12 protein-coding genes and 1 pseudogene are annotated in these 17,975 nt (G+C 60.0%); 6 read left to right on the forward strand and 7 right to left on the reverse strand.

Annotated elements, in window-relative coordinates; all coding sequences use genetic code 11:
• Positions 1 to 254 precede the first annotated feature (254 nt).
• The 6 genes from hisC to RB548_RS24720 form a co-directional block, all read right to left on the reverse strand.
• Positions 255 to 1,382, reverse strand: coding sequence for a histidinol-phosphate transaminase (gene hisC, locus RB548_RS24695; protein WP_331375583.1), 1,128 nt, complete (start codon positions 1,380 to 1,382; stop codon positions 255 to 257).
• Positions 1,383 to 1,629: 247 nt separating this feature from the next.
• Positions 1,630 to 2,673, reverse strand: a complete 1,044-nt coding sequence (locus RB548_RS24700; RefSeq protein WP_331375768.1) for a LacI family DNA-binding transcriptional regulator — start codon at positions 2,671 to 2,673, stop codon at positions 1,630 to 1,632.
• 461 nt (positions 2,674 to 3,134) lie between these two features.
• Positions 3,135 to 4,148, reverse strand: coding sequence for a transcriptional regulator NodD2 (gene nodD2, locus RB548_RS24705; protein ID WP_331375584.1), 1,014 nt, complete (start codon positions 4,146 to 4,148; stop codon positions 3,135 to 3,137).
• A gap of 203 nt (positions 4,149 to 4,351) precedes the next feature.
• Positions 4,352 to 4,942: a NodA family N-acyltransferase gene (locus tag RB548_RS24710; RefSeq protein ID WP_331375585.1), complete on the reverse strand. Its 591-nt coding sequence runs from the start codon at positions 4,940 to 4,942 to the stop codon at positions 4,352 to 4,354.
• 181 nt (positions 4,943 to 5,123) lie between these two features.
• A complete protein-coding gene (locus RB548_RS24715) occupies positions 5,124 to 5,471 on the reverse strand; it encodes a carboxymuconolactone decarboxylase family protein (RefSeq protein WP_331375586.1) in 348 nt (115 codons plus the stop codon).
• Between the two features lie 308 nt (positions 5,472 to 5,779).
• Positions 5,780 to 6,274 carry a DUF2867 domain-containing protein gene (locus RB548_RS24720; RefSeq protein WP_331375587.1) on the reverse strand — a complete coding sequence of 165 codons (495 nt, stop codon included), beginning with the start codon at positions 6,272 to 6,274 and terminating at the stop codon, positions 5,780 to 5,782.
• 649 nt (positions 6,275 to 6,923) lie between these two features.
• On the opposite strand from RB548_RS24720, the gene repC reads away from it, so the two are divergent.
• The 6 genes from repC to RB548_RS24750 all read left to right on the forward strand — a co-directional run bounded on the left by repC (position 6,924) and on the right by RB548_RS24750 (position 16,949).
• On the forward strand, positions 6,924 to 8,192 hold the full coding sequence (gene repC / locus RB548_RS24725; protein WP_331375769.1) for a plasmid replication protein RepC: 1,269 nt from the start codon (positions 6,924 to 6,926) through the stop codon (positions 8,190 to 8,192).
• Between the two features lie 1,039 nt (positions 8,193 to 9,231).
• Entirely contained in the window at positions 9,232 to 9,393 is a 162-nt protein-coding gene (locus RB548_RS24730; RefSeq protein ID WP_331375588.1) for a hypothetical protein, read from the forward strand.
• Positions 9,394 to 9,607: 214 nt separating this feature from the next.
• Entirely contained in the window at positions 9,608 to 10,633 is a 1,026-nt protein-coding gene (locus RB548_RS24735; protein ID WP_331375590.1) for a DUF3991 and toprim domain-containing protein, read from the forward strand.
• Positions 10,634 to 10,707: 74 nt separating this feature from the next.
• On the forward strand, positions 10,708 to 11,313 hold the full coding sequence (locus RB548_RS24740) for a DUF1419 domain-containing protein (RefSeq protein WP_180942093.1): 606 nt from the start codon (positions 10,708 to 10,710) through the stop codon (positions 11,311 to 11,313).
• A 12-nt stretch (positions 11,314 to 11,325) separates the two neighbouring features.
• Entirely contained in the window at positions 11,326 to 11,727 is a 402-nt protein-coding gene (locus RB548_RS24745; protein ID WP_331375591.1) for a DUF3085 domain-containing protein, read from the forward strand.
• 122 nt (positions 11,728 to 11,849) lie between these two features.
• A complete protein-coding gene (locus RB548_RS24750; protein ID WP_331375592.1) occupies positions 11,850 to 16,949 on the forward strand; it encodes a helicase-related protein in 5,100 nt (1,699 codons plus the stop codon).
• Positions 16,950 to 17,191: 242 nt separating this feature from the next.
• Here RB548_RS24750 and RB548_RS24755 read toward each other — a convergent pair.
• Positions 17,192 to 17,659: pseudogene (locus RB548_RS24755) on the reverse strand (acyl-homoserine-lactone synthase); the annotation flags it as partial.
• Between the last annotated feature and the right edge of the window lie 316 nt (positions 17,660 to 17,975).

Consider the following 17,975-nt stretch of genomic DNA (forward strand, 5'->3'; position numbering starts at 1 on the left):
ATTATCTCCAACTCTGGCGCAGAAGTTTCGGCCGCTACCCCGAGCGACCACTGGCATTGATGTCTTTCTGGTTCGAGAATGGTCTTGTTCCTCAAGTAGATATTGTCCCTCTAAGTGCGCCGGCGGCAGCGCGGTCTAGAAGCGGTCGCCGTCAACTCGTACCGCTTATACCGGCGGGAGTTTTCCTGAGCGGCTCCAGCGACAGGTGACGCCCGTTCTTCGTTGCACTTTACGAAGCGAGGATGTGGGCTTGCCTAAGTTTGAAGATCAGTGCGACGCACACCGGAGTCGTTTCGAAGCCAGCCAGAAATGTCGCTGACGGCTGCGAGAAATGCATCCATTTGGGGTCTTGTACCGATGCTCACGCGGATGCAGTTTTCCAGACCATCTTCAGGGAAGGCGGCAACGAGTAACTTTCGCCTTTTCAGAGATGCTTGCCACCAAGTTCCGTCTTTTCCCGAAGGCACTTGGGCCAGCAAGAAATTGGCGTGGGAGGTTGTCACAGAGAAACCAAGTTGCGACAGGGCGACGCTTACTCTCTGTCTTTCACTTTTGATATGTCTGTGGTTCTCTTCATAGGCGACACGATGGGAAAGGATGCTGATGCCAACCGCGTGGCCGATCACGTTCATGTTGAAGACGTTCTGAAGATTGCGCAGCCGTCCAATAATCTCGGGATGACCAAAACCGAAACCAACGCGAATGCCGGCGGCGGCATAGCTTTTCGAGAACGTTCTCAAGACCAGAAGGTTCGAATAGCGATCGACAAGGCGTAGCGCATTATCCGGTGCAAAGTCGACGTAGGCCTCATCCAGGACGATCAACCGGTTCGATTGTGCTACGAGGCCTTCGATATCGGCCACCGGAACAAACGTTCCGGTGGGGTTGTTCGGATTGGCTACTAGAATGAACTTCGCATCTTTGGCGGGGCCGAAAAGCAATTGCTCTGTCGGCAGCGAATAAGCTCCGCACAACGGGACCTCAAGAAATTGTGCACCCTGCAACGTGGCGAGTTTGCGGTTAAACGAAAAACCTGGCGAAACCATCGCCACGGCGTCGCCCGGACTAAGGAAAGCCTTATAGATGAGCCCTAGCAGTTCAGACGATCCGTTGCCGGCAATCACCTGATCCCTGCAGAGGCCATAAGCATTGGCGGCTGCTTCCCTCAAGCTGATGTTATCATCCTGCGGGTAGAGATACTGGCGTTCGAGCGCCGCAACGGCGCTTTGCATCACGGGTGGCGGCAGCGCAAATGGATTCTCATTCGTGTCGAGTTTGACACAACGAGCATCAGGCACCGGCCAAGTGGATGGCAGAGCATTTAGCTCACTCGCCTGCTGCGAAAGAGATGAAAGCACGCTCTGCAATTTTGCGTCAGGCATATATTTCTCCGTTTCAGTCTACCCGTGCGAAGCACCGCCGGTAGTTGAGTGTTAAGCGGAGGGAGTGACGCCTAACTTGGGCGTTCCTCTCTGAAGCGCGGCCGAATCTTCTCCGTCAGAGCGCCGCGTCGTAGAAGCACGCTCACGAGATCAGCCTGAAGGAGTATGGTCAACGAATTCTCTGAGACAATGATAGGATTCTATCTTTAATCTATCATGATGATAGAATTCTCAGCGCTCGCGGATCTCAGTCGGGGTATGAAATATTCTCTGGCAAGTAGATATCGAACGGCAGGTCGATTTGCCCTGAAGGATCTGCAGTTCCGGTTTCGATTACCCGCGCCATCAACGTCGTCAGCTCGCGGCAAAGCCGCCCTAACGGCGTGGCGATCGCCATCGTGATGACGCCATCTACGAGCGCCGCCCGTGAGTCCGGCGTAATCTCATTGACGATCGCGACAAGATCTCGGCTTTCGCGCCTCTCGCGTAGAGCCGCGATGGCTCCCTCCATCGCGCCACCAGGTACATAAAATCCGACGAGCTCGGGTTCATGGTGAATGAGATCGAGAGTGGCCTCATAGGTGAGCTGCCGTGTCTCAGGGCTTACGAGCGTATCGAGCACCTCGAACGTCCGCGCGTTTTCACGGAAATACGAACGAAATCCGATTTCACGAAGCTCCTGCCCCTGGGAACGGTCACTCGCAACGAAGACCGCCACTTTGCCCGGCCGTTTTGCGGCCTTGGCCACCATCCAGGCCGCCGTCCGCCCAACCTGCCGGTTGTTGAGCCCAATATAGCCCGCGCGTGCGCCCGCAGCGAAATCGGAAAGCAGAGAGAAGACCGGGATGCCTTTTACCTTCAAATCTTCGACTGCTTCCGTGATCGTCGGGTGGTCCGGAGCGACCATGGCAATCGCATCGCAGCGTGCGCCCAAATTTTTGAGTAGCACGACCAGGTCGCCGGGTGCATTCGACGTTACGAACTCGATGGACGGAATGCCATGAAAAGCTGGTGCGGCATTCACTGCCGCCTCGACTTCACGTGCAAAGGCGGCAAAGAAGGGGTGTGCGGGCTTCCTGAGAATAAAACCCAGCCGATAGTGAGGCAGATGGCGCGGCCTCGGCGGCTCCATGAGGCGAGCCGTAGGATAACCGAGCGCGCGGGCCGCGTCGTAGACGCGCCGCGCGGTCTCTTCCCGTACCGGATGGCGGGCGTTCAAAACCCGATCGACTGTCGCAACGCTGACTCTGGATTCGCGTGCGAGATCGTCAATTGTGGGACGCTTGGTCATGGTTCTATCTGATAAATCGTCATCGAGAAAGATGCAAAGACATGATGTAATTTGATGGATATCTATCAACCCATCCACGGCTTTGATGCTGATTTCCGATGCACCGCGGCAGAAAGGCCCCCGAGGGCAGAGACGCAAGAAATGGAGTAAATGAGTAGAGGCGATTTCAATCAATCGTTGTGCATAACCGTTCCCCTGAAACGCCAGCCGGGCCGCACAACTCCCCTCAGCAAGGCCTGAACGATCGCCTCCGCCGTGCTGCTCGAGCGCGGCAGTTTCGTAAGCATCTTGTCCCACCACCGCAGACAAGCTCGTTGGCCCTAAGCCGAATGTAGCCGACACCACCAACAAGCATCGCCATCAGCGCCAGTGTAGCCGCCACGCGTGAGATGGGCACGCCGCGAGCGGCTCCCTTTTATCTGCGACCGCTCTCGCGGATCATGCGGTCAGACAATGACGGATCACGCCCGCGAACTCGCCGCGGCGTTCGTCTTCGCGGGGCGACCCGGACAAACATCCCTTGGCGATCCAGGCTCGATGGGGGTCTCGGCCGCGGCAAGCGGCGAAACCATACTGGACGCCTCCTCTACTAACATCTCGCGCATCCACAGGCTTGCCGGATCACTATCGTGAAGGGCGGGCCATTGAACGGCCTCGGTGAACGGAAGGTGTTGTGGCAGCGGGAGCTCGACGATCCGCAGCGGCATTGTTTTTGCAAAATGCTGCGCCAGCCGTAAGGGCATGGTTCCTATGCGCTCGGTCCCCACCAGCATGGGCGGAATCATGCTGTAGCCCTGTACCACGACGTCGATACGTCTCTTGAGACCGTGCTCGACCAAATACCGTTCCTCGATGCCTAGCCTCAGGCTATCCCCGAATCTGACCACAACGTGCCCCATCGACATGTATCTCTCGAATGTAAGTGGCTCTGACAGCTGCTCGTTCGTGCGACAACCGACGCACACGTGTACATCGTCGAACAATTTCGTTCGAGGACGAGCGTTGGACATGAAGATTTCCGGCAGAATCAGTAGATCGACGTCGCCGCGCCGAAGAAGGTCCTCGTTGTCGTCGGTGGGGGGAAGAAATTCGAAGCTGACGGCGGGCGCTTCAAGCGCCGCACGCTCCACGATCTTTTCGAAAAACACGAATGTGACGTAATCGGAAAGGATGATCCTGAAACGCCGATCTGACTGAGCCGGGTTAAACGGCTCCCAGGAAATGATCGAGAGCTGAATGCGCAGCAGAGCCTCGCGTGCCGCCGGCGCGAGCCGTTCCGCACGCGGCGTGGGGATAAATTCGCGGCCAGCCATCGTAAACAGCTCATCACGGAAATAGGTGCGTAACCGGGCGACGGCCGCGCTCATCGCTGGCTGACTGAGATTGATGCTGCGGGCCGCCGCCGTGAGGTTACGCTCGGTCATGAGGGCGTCGAGCACAACCAGGAGATTTAGGTCAAGGCCCTTGAACCGCATGTCTCTTTATCCACCGTGTGGATGTATGCCAGCCGAACCATCGATCGGCTGCTTCACTGGAAGAATATACTTGTCAGAACTCACTGACGGATTTCGCCGACCGGTGCGCTGTCGGTCCGGCCGACCGCCGGCGTTGAACTGCGGGCGTGGCTGCGTGAGATGGCCAATAAGCGTCTGCGCTTCGGACCAGCAATAGAGATAGCTCATAGCTCTGGTCCATTCCGGTCAATTAGCCTGGCGGCGGGCCAGTCGGAGATCGGCCGTCCAACAGGCAGGACGATGACAAGTGGATCCTCGACGCGCGTGGGCGGCAGGTCGGTACGCGCGTGTGGCAGCGTGGAGCGTACGGTGATCCCGGACATCACAGTCACCAGACCGTGTCGGCCGAACCTCTCAACGTGCTTCCGCATCTGGGGCCGAACGGTGCCGAAAGCGAATGGAACTTGAAACTCCTGCAGTGTTGGAAGCATGACATGGATCGAATGGGCGATCCCGAGTCCCTCAAGATCCGGACGCACCCCATACAAGCCCAGTTCAGCCACCAGCAGGTCGACTCCGTCAACCTTGATGAAACGGCGCAGTAAGCCCATGTGGGCCGCTACACCGCTCGAGTCGTAGGCGATTGCACGAAGCTCAGGTCTTGCTCCGGCCCAGCTTTGACTGCCTTCGAACGGCTTTGCATTAAAGGCCCCGGTCGGTCCATAGGTCTTCCGAAAGAAGTCTGTGAGTTCAACGTGGTCGGACAGTTGCAACTCATTTTCCCAGCACAATTTCCACCGCACGTCAGCGCGCATGCAAAAAACCTCATTTTTCTGTTCAGTGGAGTGGGAGGTATCGACCTTGCGTCCAAGTTATCGCTCGCTTCTGCAAGAAGCAGTCGGACCACCGCGTAGGCGCCACCCAATTGACAGGCCCTCATGACCGCCGATGACACGGGGGATCAGAACCTGCGACGATCCGGAGCATAACGCATTGCTAATTTGCCGTATTTCGATGAACTGACAATCTGTGTAGAATATCCGCCAACCCGCTCTCAAGGCAGGGGTCACAGTGCGCGACCAGCGAATGGCGGGCGCGTTCGAGATAGTACACGCCGTATAGGCTAAGCGCCGCGCCCGCATTGAGCGCGATCAGCAACTGGAGGGCCTCGGCAATCTCGTTATGCAATGCATCGAGTTCGACCGCCTTCTTCACGTGAACGGCAATGCAGTCGTCGCATCGCGTGGTCACCGGAAAGCCTAGCGCGATAAGGTCATGCGTCTTCCGGTCCAGAGTACCGGTCTTCGCCCCGCTGGCTTCGATCGTGTGAAGGTCGCGCAGCACGTCCCGGCTCTAGCTTGGCGAAGTCCCGCGCTCGGCCCCCGCGTGTCGCGACAGACTCGTGCCGGTGATCCAGGAGGCCTGTTCGGATCAGGGGGAACAGCATCGCCTCCAAAAATCGCGTTCCGTATCAGGGCCGTTTCCGTGACAGAGCTGGACGGCATCCGCAACCCACTTCCTGGGACTTGCCCGCATCCGTGATGCCCGCAGCTTCCGGCCCACTACATCCCCGCCGGGTGGGCAGCACATCGCCAGCGACTTCCTGTGGGATAGCGCCGCAAAGGCAACTGTGTTCAATCATGCGCTGTGCTTCACCGCTCCCGCGAAACACCATGTCCGGGTCGCTTAACTCCCGTCAGCAAGGCTGGGACGATCGCCATATGCAAAGGTATGGCGGCGGCAAAACAAAGCCGCCCGAACGCATTCCTGCGGCGCACCAAGGTGGTCATACCGATGACCTGGCCGTCAGCAGGGCCTTCGCGAACATCCACGACAATTCGAAAATGCAAGTGCCGGGCATCATAGCCGACGACGGCTTCGCGATCGTCGCTGTGCAGGAGCGGAAAGGTGCCGATCAGGCCTGAATGCGCCGGGTGCGCGGTTTCGCTCAGCCCGATTATTGGCGCGAGGCGGTTGTGCCATGTCACAAGACTTTGCACCCAGCCGGATGCGCTCCCAAGTGCTCGACGCGCCGCCTCGGCCGCAGTCACCCGCTCGGCGAAGAAAAGAAGCTCGTGACGGTCGGCCCAGTCTGCTCCGGGAAGCCAAGGATTCGGCAGGCTGATGGCCACCCTTCGTGGTCTCATGAACGCTTCCTTTCGCCTTTTGCCATCGGCTCGCGGGGCGCTCACCGCAGCGCTGAATGGCTCATGATTGCGCCGGAAGCCGGCATCAGGTAGGTGGCCGCTTGTCGCAGCCGCACGCCAATCGTCGCACGGTGCATTCACTCAAGGGGCCGCAGCGTCTTTAGGGACGACAACATTTCATCAAATCGCATAGCGTGTCGCATAAGCCCACAGAGGCGCAACCGCTTGAGCGCAAAGATAGCATCGGCAGACAGACTGCGCGGCTCAAACGCAAATTGGTGGCAGCTCGCGTCCCTGCGTAGCGAGGCCGGCAGCCACACATGGCCTTGCGGCGACTTAAAGTCGCTCTTTCAGCGGCGCTGCACGATTGTTGCGCCAAAAAGATCATTCGGTTTATGGTCGCGCAACGTTACGCAGGGTCATTTCGATTCCGAGTAATGTATTCCAATCTAACAACGGAGAAAAACCGCCCGGACCAGAAAAGAAAAACCGCCCCCGAAACAAATCTCGGAAACGGTTTGCTAATAATCAATTTCGCCAAAATTTGAGTAGCAAACCTCACTTCCTCTGTCAACTTAAAAAACACCGTTTCGGTGAACGGGGTTGCTTTGTCTGGTCTCCAACACAGGAGACGACAGTGCGAGAACCGATGCCCCCAAAGCGGTCGATCGGCCGTAGACAGACGCCCAAACGTGCCGAATTCCGACGCCTTGCACTATCGGCTGAGATTGGGACCGTGACACGCGGACAGCTCGCCGTGCTTGCGCAAAATCTGCCCTGCACGGGGATGGTCAATGCGACCGAGGCGTACCTATTGACCACACTGATCAACACGGCTCCTGCGGACGCTTTCGAAAAGGGCGGCCGGCCAATCATCTTCAAGTCGAACCAGCAGCTCGCTTTCGAAATCAATCGTTCGGCCGGACGCGTCAGCCGGCTGCTGTCGAACCTCTTCGACGCCGGTCTGATCACCATGCAGGACAGCGGCAACTACAAGCGCTATCCCACCCGAAACGTCGAAGGCACGGTTGTAGACGGTTGCGGGATCGACATGCGAATACTCATCGCTCGTTACCGCGAGCTTGATGAACTCATAAGGCAAGCCAGAGTCGAAAAGGCCGCCGCAAATGCCGCGCTGCGGCGGTATCGCGGGGCGTTGCGTAATCTCCGTCGTGCGCTCGCGTTTGCTAACTGCATTCCGCAGCGCACGCGGGCCCGGCTTGAGGTGCGTGTTGAAAAAGTCATCACTTTGGTCGGCATTGCGACGAGGGCACCGAGCGTGCTTTTGCGTCGCGCGACCGCGCTTTTTGAATGGTTTGTGGAGCGGGCTATGCAGCTCCCACGACGGCTTGAAGTTGCGTTCGCGCCACAGGATTCGGCATGCAGGTGTGCCGGAAGCGACACGCACAAACAGACTACAAGCCCTAATTCACATGAAGAGAGTAATGTTGACCGGCCTTCGGTTACCGTCGAACCATTGACATCAGTTGGCGCTGGCTCCGCCAGCGAATGGGCTTCTGAAGCAAGCCTGGGGCGACGCAGGAGCCGAACCAAACAACCACATCATTCGCGGCAGGAAATGGTCGCACTGCAGGACCTACTGCGAGCCATACCAGCACTAAGCACTTACGGTTTCGCGCCGCCCCGCAGTTGGGCCGATCTGGCCCGAATCGCGCCGCAAATGTGTCGAATTGCCGGTATTTCGGACGATGCGCGGCGCCGCGCCGTCGATCAAATGGGCGAGCAGCAGGCCGCCGTTGCCATCGCCATTACCCTGCAGAAGCTCGATCGGCAGGAAATCTCTTCGCCAGACGGTTATTTGCGGGCAATGACTGGACGTGCGGTCGCCGGCGAACTTCACCTTTCCCGTTCGATCTTTGGGCTCGCGGCGCGCTACACGGTAGAACGGCTGGAGTAAGTTCTCAGTTACATCGCTCTGGAGCCGCGAGGATCTGCCGCTGTCGATGAGTATCTCGGCGCGGTGCCTCTTTTTCGCGCGCTTGGTCCTACGAAAACTCGTCCAGGGAAGATTGCGAGCTCGGCGGCCGGGTACGGGACCCTTCGCCGCGGAACGGAATGCGAGTTTCGTTCAAGCGCGCTCCTGCGTTGTCGTATGCCCGACAATGTCGGACAAACATCGCGTCGGAATCAATGTAGCACGGTATTTTCAAACGACTTTCTCCTTTGGCACGCTACATGCTGGGCTATCTCCAGCTGCATCACAGGCTAGGGAGAAGGGCTTTGTCGCAAACTGATTGGCACCGGCACGAGTGCTCGTCGTTTTCACACGCTGTTGGCGTGAACCCACCGTTGCGCAATGCCGCCGCCGCCCTTCGCAAAGAGCGAGCAGCGAAAGATGTGGCGGGCAGGCGGCTGCTCATCATGGGCAGTCACAAACAGGCGGCCAGGCGCGGCGCACCGAAGGGTTCATTGCTGCAACAGACGCTGGTGCGCAAACCGCGGATGCTGGTGGCAGTCGCGCTCGCCGACACGGTGGCACGGATTGCATGGGCATTGTTCATCAAGCAGGATGAGGTACAAGCCTCCGGCCGCGGTCAAGGCGTAAGTCCGACGGGGCGGAGACCGTCGCAGGCGTCGGTCAAAGTTGGGTGTGGCACAACTGTCGGCGAGAACGGATCGGACGAACCAAAGCCCTCCATCGTTCCAGCGAGAACGCTCAGGCGGATATGGATCCGGTCCGAATCCCATACGGGGCCGCAGCCCAGGCGCTGCACCAAGAGGCCGGACAGATGGCAGCATCCGCCAACGTCCCAACCGTCCAAGAAAACCGAAATGGCTAAATGACCGCGGCGGGTGTTTTTAGCGCGATCAAGCGTGCCAGTCTTCTTGAGGAAGATGGAAGGCGGGTGCAGGGCGGGGCGGAAACCCGCACCTGCGGCACGTCGACCATAAAGGGTCCCTGAGCCAGCTGCCGCCGCTTCCGAAGGGGGCTCTCAATGTCGCACGATCTTTCTCTCACACAGTCCCGCGCCTTCCAGCTTTCCCGCGACCTGATGGTCCGGGTCATCCCCTTCCCGATCGACGGTCAATACGGCGTTCTCCCCTCCGATGAGATCGACGACGACGATCTCGCGATCGTGCGCGAATATTTCCCCTGACCGGCTCATCGAGCCGGCCTCGGCCTTTTTGTGCCGCTTGCGCGCGGCAGGCCGCAAGGGAAGCTCCGCCGCGGCCGACGTCAGCATTGCATAGTCCGACAATTGCCACCCGCGCTCTTGCGGCCTTTGCTCTTCGCGGTCTGCCGAAAGGCGCCCACCAAACGACGGGCAAGGAAGTGTCATGGAGGGCGATCGCTGCGCGATCGGAAGCAAAATGAAAAGAAGAGAAATAGAGGCGTTGCGCAGCCAAGTGAGCTGCGCGATCGTGCTCGAACAGGCGAACTTCGCAATTGATATCAAGGAAAGCACCCGGCGCGCGGTCAAGTTTCGCCGCGGCGGTGAGATTATCATCGTCACGCATGAAGGACGCGGATGGTTCGATCCGCTCAGCGACGCGAAAGGCGATGTGTTCGGGCTTGTCGAGCATCTTGACCATGTCGGCTTTCTCGAAGGCGCCGAAAAGGTTGCAAATCTCGTCGGTCTTGAGATCACTGAGCCAGAGTGGCGGGATCCAACGTATAATGGAGGGCACGAGCTCACCCTTCATGCTCGTTGGCATGCACGCCGCCGCCCGTGGCCCGGCTCGTCGACTTGGCGTTACCTCCAAGACGAGCGCTGTCTTCCGGCGGCTTTGCTCCGAGTGGCAATAAAATGCAACCTGCTTCGCGAAGGCCCTTATGGCAGCATGTGGGCAGCGCACAGGAACCATACCGGCGTTGTGACCGGATGGGAGGCGCGAGGTCCGCAATACCGGGGCTTCGCCTCCGGAGGAACGAAGGTTCTCTTCCGCCTTGGATCTGGAACCGCATTTCGCCTGGCCGTCACGGAAGCCGCGATCGACGCTTTGAGTCTTGCGGCGATCGAAGGGTTGCGTGAGGGCACGCTCTATCTCAGCACCGGCGGCGGATGGTCTCCGACCGCGAAGGGGGCGTTGCGGGAATTGGCCTGCCAGACTGGCGTCCAGCTGGTCGCAGCAACAGACGCCAATTCACAAGGTGACATGTTTGCCGAGCGACTGCGGTCACTTGCCAACGACGCCGGCTGCGATTGGATGCGGCTTCGCCCGCCCGAGGAGGATTGGAACGAGACCCTGAAGGTCAGGCAGAAGGAAATAGACAAAAGACGGAAAGAGGAAGAGGCGTCCCGCATGCGCGCCGCCCGCGTCAAGGAAGGCTTCGCCCGGCTTAAGCCGGCCCTTGACCCGGCCGGTCGCGATGTCGGCGGCTCGAAAGGGTCATGAAGGACCGAAGAGGATGGCAAGGTCGAGAGGACTGTGCCGCGCCTTCGGTTCGGTAAACGCGCAAGGAGCCGCAGATGACCTCTTCTCCCGCAATCCGTAAGGTGTTTCAGGGCGTCGCAAGCCGCCAGCAGATGTTCCGCATGTTCGATCGCCACGCGCAGCGACCCAACCGTTGGGAAGGTGACGCAACCCCGCTCTACGCCGGCGAATGGTTCGAAATCGCCGAGGCCGAACACGACTACATGTTCGAAGTCCTTCCGCCGCTCTGGATCCGCGGCTCGATGTTCGCTATGTGCGAGCTGCTGACTGGATCGGTGGCGAGCGTGTTCTTCGCCCTTCGGATCGACGAGGCGCTCCGATATTTTCACGGCTATTGCGACCTTTCAGATAAGGCATTCGTTGAGGCGATGCGCGTTGCGATTGTCGAGCGCGAGAGCCGTCCGGTGCGCGCCATGACGCGGAAGGAGCGCCTCGAGCATATCTGGAGCAGCACGGCGGATGACTATCGCGGCTATGCCGGTGAGCGCTGGGCGGAGGCCTCTCGCGGCAAACGCACCGTGATGCTCTATGGCGGGAAAGAGGGGACCTTTCTGACGCTGTTGGAAGACCTGACCGACGACGAGATCGCCGCCAAGCTGCCGGTGCATCTGCGCTATCTCCCCTCGCCGATCGCGGCATGAGGAGGTGCTGTCATGCTCACGTTCCCGATCGCATCCGTGCGCGAGGTAATCGCCCGCGGCCGCGCCGATGCCGAAGCCAATGGCGGCTTTCGCAATCCCTATTACGGACTCCTGCCCGGCAAGGATGAACAGCCGGGCCTCTGGCTGGTCGGAGATCATGGGGTTTACATTTTGTCGAACGGTAAGCTTGCCGACGGCGCGAAAGCCCTCGTCGTCTTTGCCGAAGAGTGCAATCCGACCAGTAACGACGACTGGCTTGACGCCAAGCGTCGGACATTCGGCGGCGACGATGGTGTCGACTTTATCGATGCCGAGCGGCTGGAGGCGATGATTGCGGCGAGCCCCAATGCCACGCATCTTCGCGTCGTTTTCTTGGCCGACACCATGCAGATTTCGGTAGTCGAGCGCACCTAGCGCTTTGCCGGCCATGGCCGCATCGCCAGCCATAGACGTGCCCTTTCCACCCCCTCCGCGTCCGATCGGCTGTCCCTTGCGACAGGACGAAGACGCTCGCCCTCTGACCAAGGAGCTATTCGATGAGCAATGATCCCTTCACCCTTGATATGTTCGCCGGCAGCGCGCTGTCGTCGGGTCTCGGGTTCGGCGTCACCGCATTTGGCGGCTTCGCCGCCAACGACGACGATCCCGATCCGACGCCGCCCTCCCCCTCCCTCGCGCTCCCTCTGCCGGCGGCCAAGCAGCCAGCGTCAAACAAACAGGCCCATCGCGCCAATTTCCATCTTGACGATGTCGACCGTGGCTTGGCCGCCACGTGGAAGGAACGCGCGCGAATGAATGTCGCCGCCATCCTGACCGCCAGCGAAATCGACAAGCAGGATCGGTCTGCCACACATGAGGAGCAAGCGAGGTTGATCCGGTTTACCGGTTTCGGCAGCTCGGATCTGGCGAATGGAATGTTTCGTCGCCCCGGTCAACCGGATTTCCGGGCGGGCTGGGACGATCTCGGTAGTGCTCTGGAGTCGGCGGTCAGCGAGACGGATTATGCTTCGCTGGCGCGCTGCACCCAATATGCCCACTTCACGCCCGAATTCGTAATCCGGGCGATCTGGGCAGGCCTGCAGCGGATCGGATGGCGCGGCGGCCGCGTGCTGGAACCGGGGATCGGGACGGGCCTGTTTCCGGCGCTGATGCCGGTGGAGTATCGTGATTGCAGCTATGTCACCGGCGTCGAGCTCGATCCGGTCACCGCCCGCATCGCGCGACTGCTGCAGCCACGGGCGCGCATCATCAACGCGGACTTCGCGCGCACCGACCTCAATCCGATCTACGATCTTGCCATCGGAAATCCGCCCTTCTCCGATCGGACGGTTCGCTCCGACCGGCACTACCGCTCGCTCGGTCTCAGGCTGCACGATTATTTCATCGCGCGGTCGATCGATCTCTTAAAACCTGGCGCATTTGCTGCCTTCGTCACCAGCACCGGTACACTGGACAAGGCCGACAGCAGGTGCCGAGAGCGTATTGCCAAATCCGCCGACCTAATCGCCGCCATCCGTCTACCTGAAGGCAGTTTCCGGCGAGATGCCGGTACCGACGTTGTGGTCGACATCCTGTTCTTCCGCAAGCGCAAGGCTGGCGAACCGACACGCGATCTCGCCTGGCTCGATCTGGAGGAAGTCCGCGCTGCGACCGACGGGGAAGGGCCGATCCGCGTGAACCGCTGGTTTGCACGCAATCCGGATTTCGTGCTCGGCACCCATGCGCTCACTGCCGGGCAGTTCGGTGAAGGCTACACGTGCCTGCCGTGCGCCGGCGAGGACCTCACGGTGGCCTTGAATGCCGCCATTCAATTGCTTCCCGAGGGTATCTATGACGGCGAGCCCGGCGAAATCGACGTCGATCTCGAAGACGAGCTGGCCGAATTCGTCGACCTGAAACCCGAGAGCACGCGGGTCCGCGAAGGCAGCTTCTTCATCGACAACAGGCACGGTCTCATGCAGATCGTCGACGGGGCGCCTGTGGCGATCACGGTGCGCAGGGGCCGCGGCACCGGCGGCATCCCGGAAAAACATGTTCGCATCATCAAGAAACTGATCCCAATCCGCGACGCCGTGCGCGGGGTGCTGAAAGCGCAGGAGATGGACCGGCCTTGGCGCGACCTGCAGGTGCGGCTGCGTATCGCCTGGTCGAGTTTCGTGCGCGACTTCGGAGCGATCAATCATACGACGGTGTCGATCAGCGAAATCGAGGAGACTGGCGAGATCCGCGAGATCCATCGTCGCCCAAACCTTGCACCCTTTCTTGACGATCCGGATTGCTGGCTGGTCGCCTCGATCGAGGACTATGACATCGAAACCGATACGGCCAGGCCGGGCCCGATCTTCTCCGAGCGCGTCATTGCGCCCCCTGCCCCGCCTGTGATCAGTAACGCCGCCGATGCGCTGGCCGTCGTGCTCAACGATCGCGGCCATGTCGATCTTGAGCATATCGCCGAGCTCCTGCATTGCGACAGCGATACGGTCCTAGACGAACTCGGTGATGCGACCTTTCGCGATCCGGCCGACGGCTCCTGGCAAACCTCGGACGCCTATCTCTCCGGCGCCGTGCGCACGAGACTCGCCATCGCGGAAGCCGCGGCCGGGCTCGATCCCGCTTATGAGCGCAATGTCCGTGCGCTTCAGGCCGTGCAGCCCGCCGATCTATGCCCGTCGGACATCACCGCACGGCTTGGCGCGCCCTGGATACCGGCGACCGATATCGTCCAATTCGTGCACGAAACGATGGGTGCCGAGATCAGGATCCATCACATGCCGGAACTCGGCTCATGGACCGTCGCGGCACGGCAACTCGGATGGACGGCTGCCGGCACATCCGAATGGGGCACCGATCGCCGGCACGCCGGCGAGTTACTCGCCGATGCGCTGAACAGCCGGGTGCCGCAGATCTTCGACGTGTTCAAGGATGCCGACGGCGAGCGGCGGGTCCTGAACGTCGTCGACACCGAAGCGGCGCGCGACAGGCTGCAGAAGATCAAGCTGGCCTTCCAGAACTGGATCTGGACCGATCCTGATCGTACCGACCGGCTCGCGCGGGTCTATAACGATCGCTTCAACAATATCGCGCCCAGGCGTTTCGACGGCTCTCACCTCAAACTGCCCGGCGCCTCTGGCGCCTTTGTTCTTTATGGGCATCAGAAACGCGGCATCTGGCGCATCATTTCGTCCGGCTCGACCTATCTGGCGCACGCCGTCGGCGCCGGCAAGACGATGACGATGGCGGCAGCCATCATGGAACAGCGCCGGCTTGGGCTGATCGCCAAGGCGATGCTGGTGGTGCCCGGCCATTGCCTGGCACAGGCCGCCCGCGAATTTCTGGCCCTTTATCCGAACGCCCGCATTCTCGTCGCCGACGAGACGAATTTTTCTTTAGCCAAGCGCGCTCGTTTCCTGGCGCGCGCGGCGACGGCGAGCTGGGATGCGATCATCATCACCCATTCGGCATTCCGGTTCATCGCCGTGCCGTCAACCTTCGAGCAGCAGATGATCCAAGATGAACTGCAGCTCTACGAGGATCTTCTCACCAAGGTCGACAGCGAGGATCGCGTCTCGCGCAAACGGCTCGAACGGCTGAAGGAGGGCCTGAGGGAACGGCTCGAGGCGCTGTCCACACGCAAGGACGATCTGCTGACCATCTCGGAAATCGGCATCGATCAGATCGTCGTCGATGAGGCGCAGGAATTCCGCAAGCTTTCCTTCGCCACCAACATGTCGACCTTGAAAGGCGTCGATCCGAATGGCTCGCAGCGCGCCTGGGATCTTTACGTCAAGTCCCGCTTCATCGAGACGAAGAATCCCGGCCGTGCCCTGGTTCTAGCCTCGGGTACGCCGATCACCAACACTCTAGGAGAGATGTTCTCGGTCCAGCGCCTGCTCGGCCACGCGGCGCTGGCCGAACGTGGCCTGCACGAGTTCGACGCCTGGGCTTCAACCTTCGGCGACACCACGACCGAGCTGGAGATCCAGCCGTCCGGCAAATACAAGCCGGTTAGCCGTTTTGCCTCCTTCGTCAATGTTCCCGAGTTGATCGCCATGTTCCGCAGCTTCGCGGACGTGGTGATGCCTGGGGATCTCCGAGAATACGTTAAAGTCCCTGTTATCTCGACGGGCCAAAGGCAGATCCTGACCGCCAAGCCGACGCTAGCCTTCAAGAACTACCAGACGATCCTCGACACCCGCATCAAGGCGATCGAGATGCGTGAGGGACCTGCGCATCCCGGCGACGATATCCTGCTCTCAGTCATCACCGACGGGCGCCATGCCGCCATCGACCTGCGCCTGGTCGATCCAGCCAATGACAATGAGCCGGACAACAAGCTCAACCTGTTGGTCCAGAACGCACATCGTATCTGGCGGGAGACCGCGCAAAGTACCTATCTCCGAGTGGACGGCAAACCGTTCGATCTACCCGGTGCGGCGCAAATGATCTTTTCCGATCTCGGCACCATCAATGTAGAGAAGACCAGAGGTTTTTCGGCCTACCGCTGGATCCGCGACGAGCTCGTCCGCATGGGCGTTCCGGCACCCGAAATCGCCTTCATGCAGGACTACAAGAAGACCGAGGCGAAGCAACGCCTGTTCGCAGACGTGCGCGCCGGCAAAATCCGCTTCCTGATCGGCTCGTCAGACACGATGGGGACCGGCGTGAACGCGCAGCTTCGCCTCAAGGCGCTGCATCATCTCGACGTCCCGTGGCTGCCTTCGCAGATCGAACAACGGGAGGGCCGGATCGTGCGGCAGGGCAACCAGCATGATGAGGTCGACATCTTCGCTTATGCCACGCAGGGTTCGCTCGACGCCTCGATGTGGCAGAACAACGAGCGTAAGGCCCGCTTCATCGCCGCGGCCTTGTCCGGTGACACGTCGATCCGCCGGCTCGAAGATCTTGGCGAGGGTGCTGCCAACCAGTTCGCCATGGCCAAGGCGATTGCGAGCGGCGACGAACGTCTGATGCAGAAGGCGGGGCTCGAGGCAGACATTGCCCGTCTCGAGCGGCTGCGTGCCGCCCATGACGACGACCAGTATGCGGTGCGTCGGCAGATCCGCGATGCCGAACGCGCCATAGAGTTTTCGAGCCGGCGCATCGCCGAGATCGGCAGGGACATCGAGCGTCTCATTCCGACGGCTGGCGATGCCTTTGTCATGACGATCGTGGGCAAGGCTTACGACGAGCGGAAGCTTGCCGGACGCGCGCTGATGAAGGAGATCCTGACTCTCGTTCAACTCCAGCAGGAGGGCGAAATCGCCATCGCCTCAATCGGCGGCTTCGATCTGGTCTATTCCGGCGAATATTTCGGTAAGGGCGATGGATATCGCTATACAACCCTGCTTCAGCGCACTGATGCGGACTACGAGATCGATCTGGCGGTAACTGTGACGCCGCTCGGCGCCGTCTCCCGCCTCGAACATGCGCTTGACGGGTTTGAAGACGAGCAGAACCACTATCAACGCCGTCTGGAGGAAGCACAGCGGCGCCTTGCCTCCTATCGCTCGCGCCAGGGCGGCGCTTTTGCCTTTGCGGACGAACTGGCCGAGAAGCGCAGGCGGCTTCGGGGCGTCGATGAGGCGTTGGCGGCCGCGGCACGCGAGGAAACGGCAGACGCATCAGAAGCGGCTTAAGGCACCGCCAATTGCTGACATGCGTTCGCGACATGGTTTTGGAAGCAGCAGCGCAGCATGCGCATAGCTGCATTGCACAATAAATGTTTTCCATCCGATCAAAAAATGATCATTGGTGCCACAGCTGATGCACATGGCGGCTTTCCTCCCAGTTCCGCCGTATCAGCTGTTCCCTCTGGAGGTTAATGACCTCCACACTTCATGGGCCGCGGTTTCCGCTGGCCCATTTTTTTTGCAGATCACGCAAGGATCCGCTCGAATCGTAGATCGGTTACCGTGACAATCTCGGTGTAGCCATTCGCCATGCACCATTCGGTGATGCCCGCGAACATGGTGAGAGTTGCCTCATGGACCGAGCCGGCTCCCCTTCCCTCCGCGAGGGTCGTGTCGACGCAAAAGCGGGAGCTCTCGATCATGAAAGGATGAGCGTTGAGCCCGTCGCCCGGGAGAAGTGAGGGAAAAACATCCGTCACCATGGTCGGGCCCAGGGCTGGCAGAAGCCTGGCGCATCCTGCCAATTGGCCGCTCTCCGAAACGGCGAGGATGTAGGTCGGCTGAAGGCCATCAAAGGTGTCATGTTCCTGGCCGTCGCGAACGCTGACCTCCCAGCCTAGCCGATCAGAAAAGACTCGCGCTCGGAGCCTGTGATGCTGCCCGAGCAGTTGCTTCTCCTGAAAATCCGGGCGTGCAGAAATCGCAATCACCTGCATGCTTCTCTCCATCGTTGAAATGCTTCGCGGAGTTGAGCACGGATCAGAATCGCTGGGCAGTTGTAGAATTCGACAAGTTTTGCTTGAGGTGAGTCGGCACAAACTTGCGCGAAGAACCTCTTGGTGCGGTGCCCCGTGCTAGTATTGATTGTAGGATTCACAGGAGAACAATCCGAGATCAGGAAGTTCGCAGTGTTGAGCTAACCCTCAGAGCGGGAAGACAAAAAGCCGAAAAACCGCTTGCTGGTTCGCTAGGAATCTTCGGCGGCGTTAACCTTTTGGTAACCCTAAACTTCTGGACGGGTTCGGGAGAATC

It is taken from the genome of Sinorhizobium chiapasense, assembly GCF_036488675.1.
Lineage (GTDB): Bacteria > Pseudomonadota > Alphaproteobacteria > Rhizobiales > Rhizobiaceae > Sinorhizobium > Sinorhizobium chiapasense.

What these genes read in the sequence shown, in the direction of transcription:
- hisC (WP_331375583.1), bottom strand. Translation starts at nt 1,382, where the DNA reads ATGCCTGACGCAAAATTGCAGAGCGTGCTTTCATCTCTTTCGCAGCAG.
- RB548_RS24700 (WP_331375768.1), bottom strand. Translation starts at nt 2,673, where the DNA reads ATGACCAAGCGTCCCACAATTGACGATCTCGCACGCGAATCCAGAGTC.
- nodD2 (WP_331375584.1), bottom strand. Translation starts at nt 4,148, where the DNA reads ATGCGGTTCAAGGGCCTTGACCTAAATCTCCTGGTTGTGCTCGACGCC.
- RB548_RS24710 (WP_331375585.1), bottom strand. Translation starts at nt 4,942, where the DNA reads ATGCGCGCTGACGTGCGGTGGAAATTGTGCTGGGAAAATGAGTTGCAA.
- RB548_RS24720 (WP_331375587.1), bottom strand. Translation starts at nt 6,274, where the DNA reads ATGAGACCACGAAGGGTGGCCATCAGCCTGCCGAATCCTTGGCTTCCC.
- repC (WP_331375769.1), top strand. Translation starts at nt 6,924, where the DNA reads ATGCCCCCAAAGCGGTCGATCGGCCGTAGACAGACGCCCAAACGTGCC.
- RB548_RS24730 (WP_331375588.1), top strand. Translation starts at nt 9,232, where the DNA reads ATGTCGCACGATCTTTCTCTCACACAGTCCCGCGCCTTCCAGCTTTCC.
- RB548_RS24735 (WP_331375590.1), top strand. Translation starts at nt 9,608, where the DNA reads ATGAAAAGAAGAGAAATAGAGGCGTTGCGCAGCCAAGTGAGCTGCGCG.
- RB548_RS24740 (WP_180942093.1), top strand. Translation starts at nt 10,708, where the DNA reads ATGACCTCTTCTCCCGCAATCCGTAAGGTGTTTCAGGGCGTCGCAAGC.
- RB548_RS24745 (WP_331375591.1), top strand. Translation starts at nt 11,326, where the DNA reads ATGCTCACGTTCCCGATCGCATCCGTGCGCGAGGTAATCGCCCGCGGC.
- RB548_RS24750 (WP_331375592.1), top strand. Translation starts at nt 11,850, where the DNA reads ATGAGCAATGATCCCTTCACCCTTGATATGTTCGCCGGCAGCGCGCTG.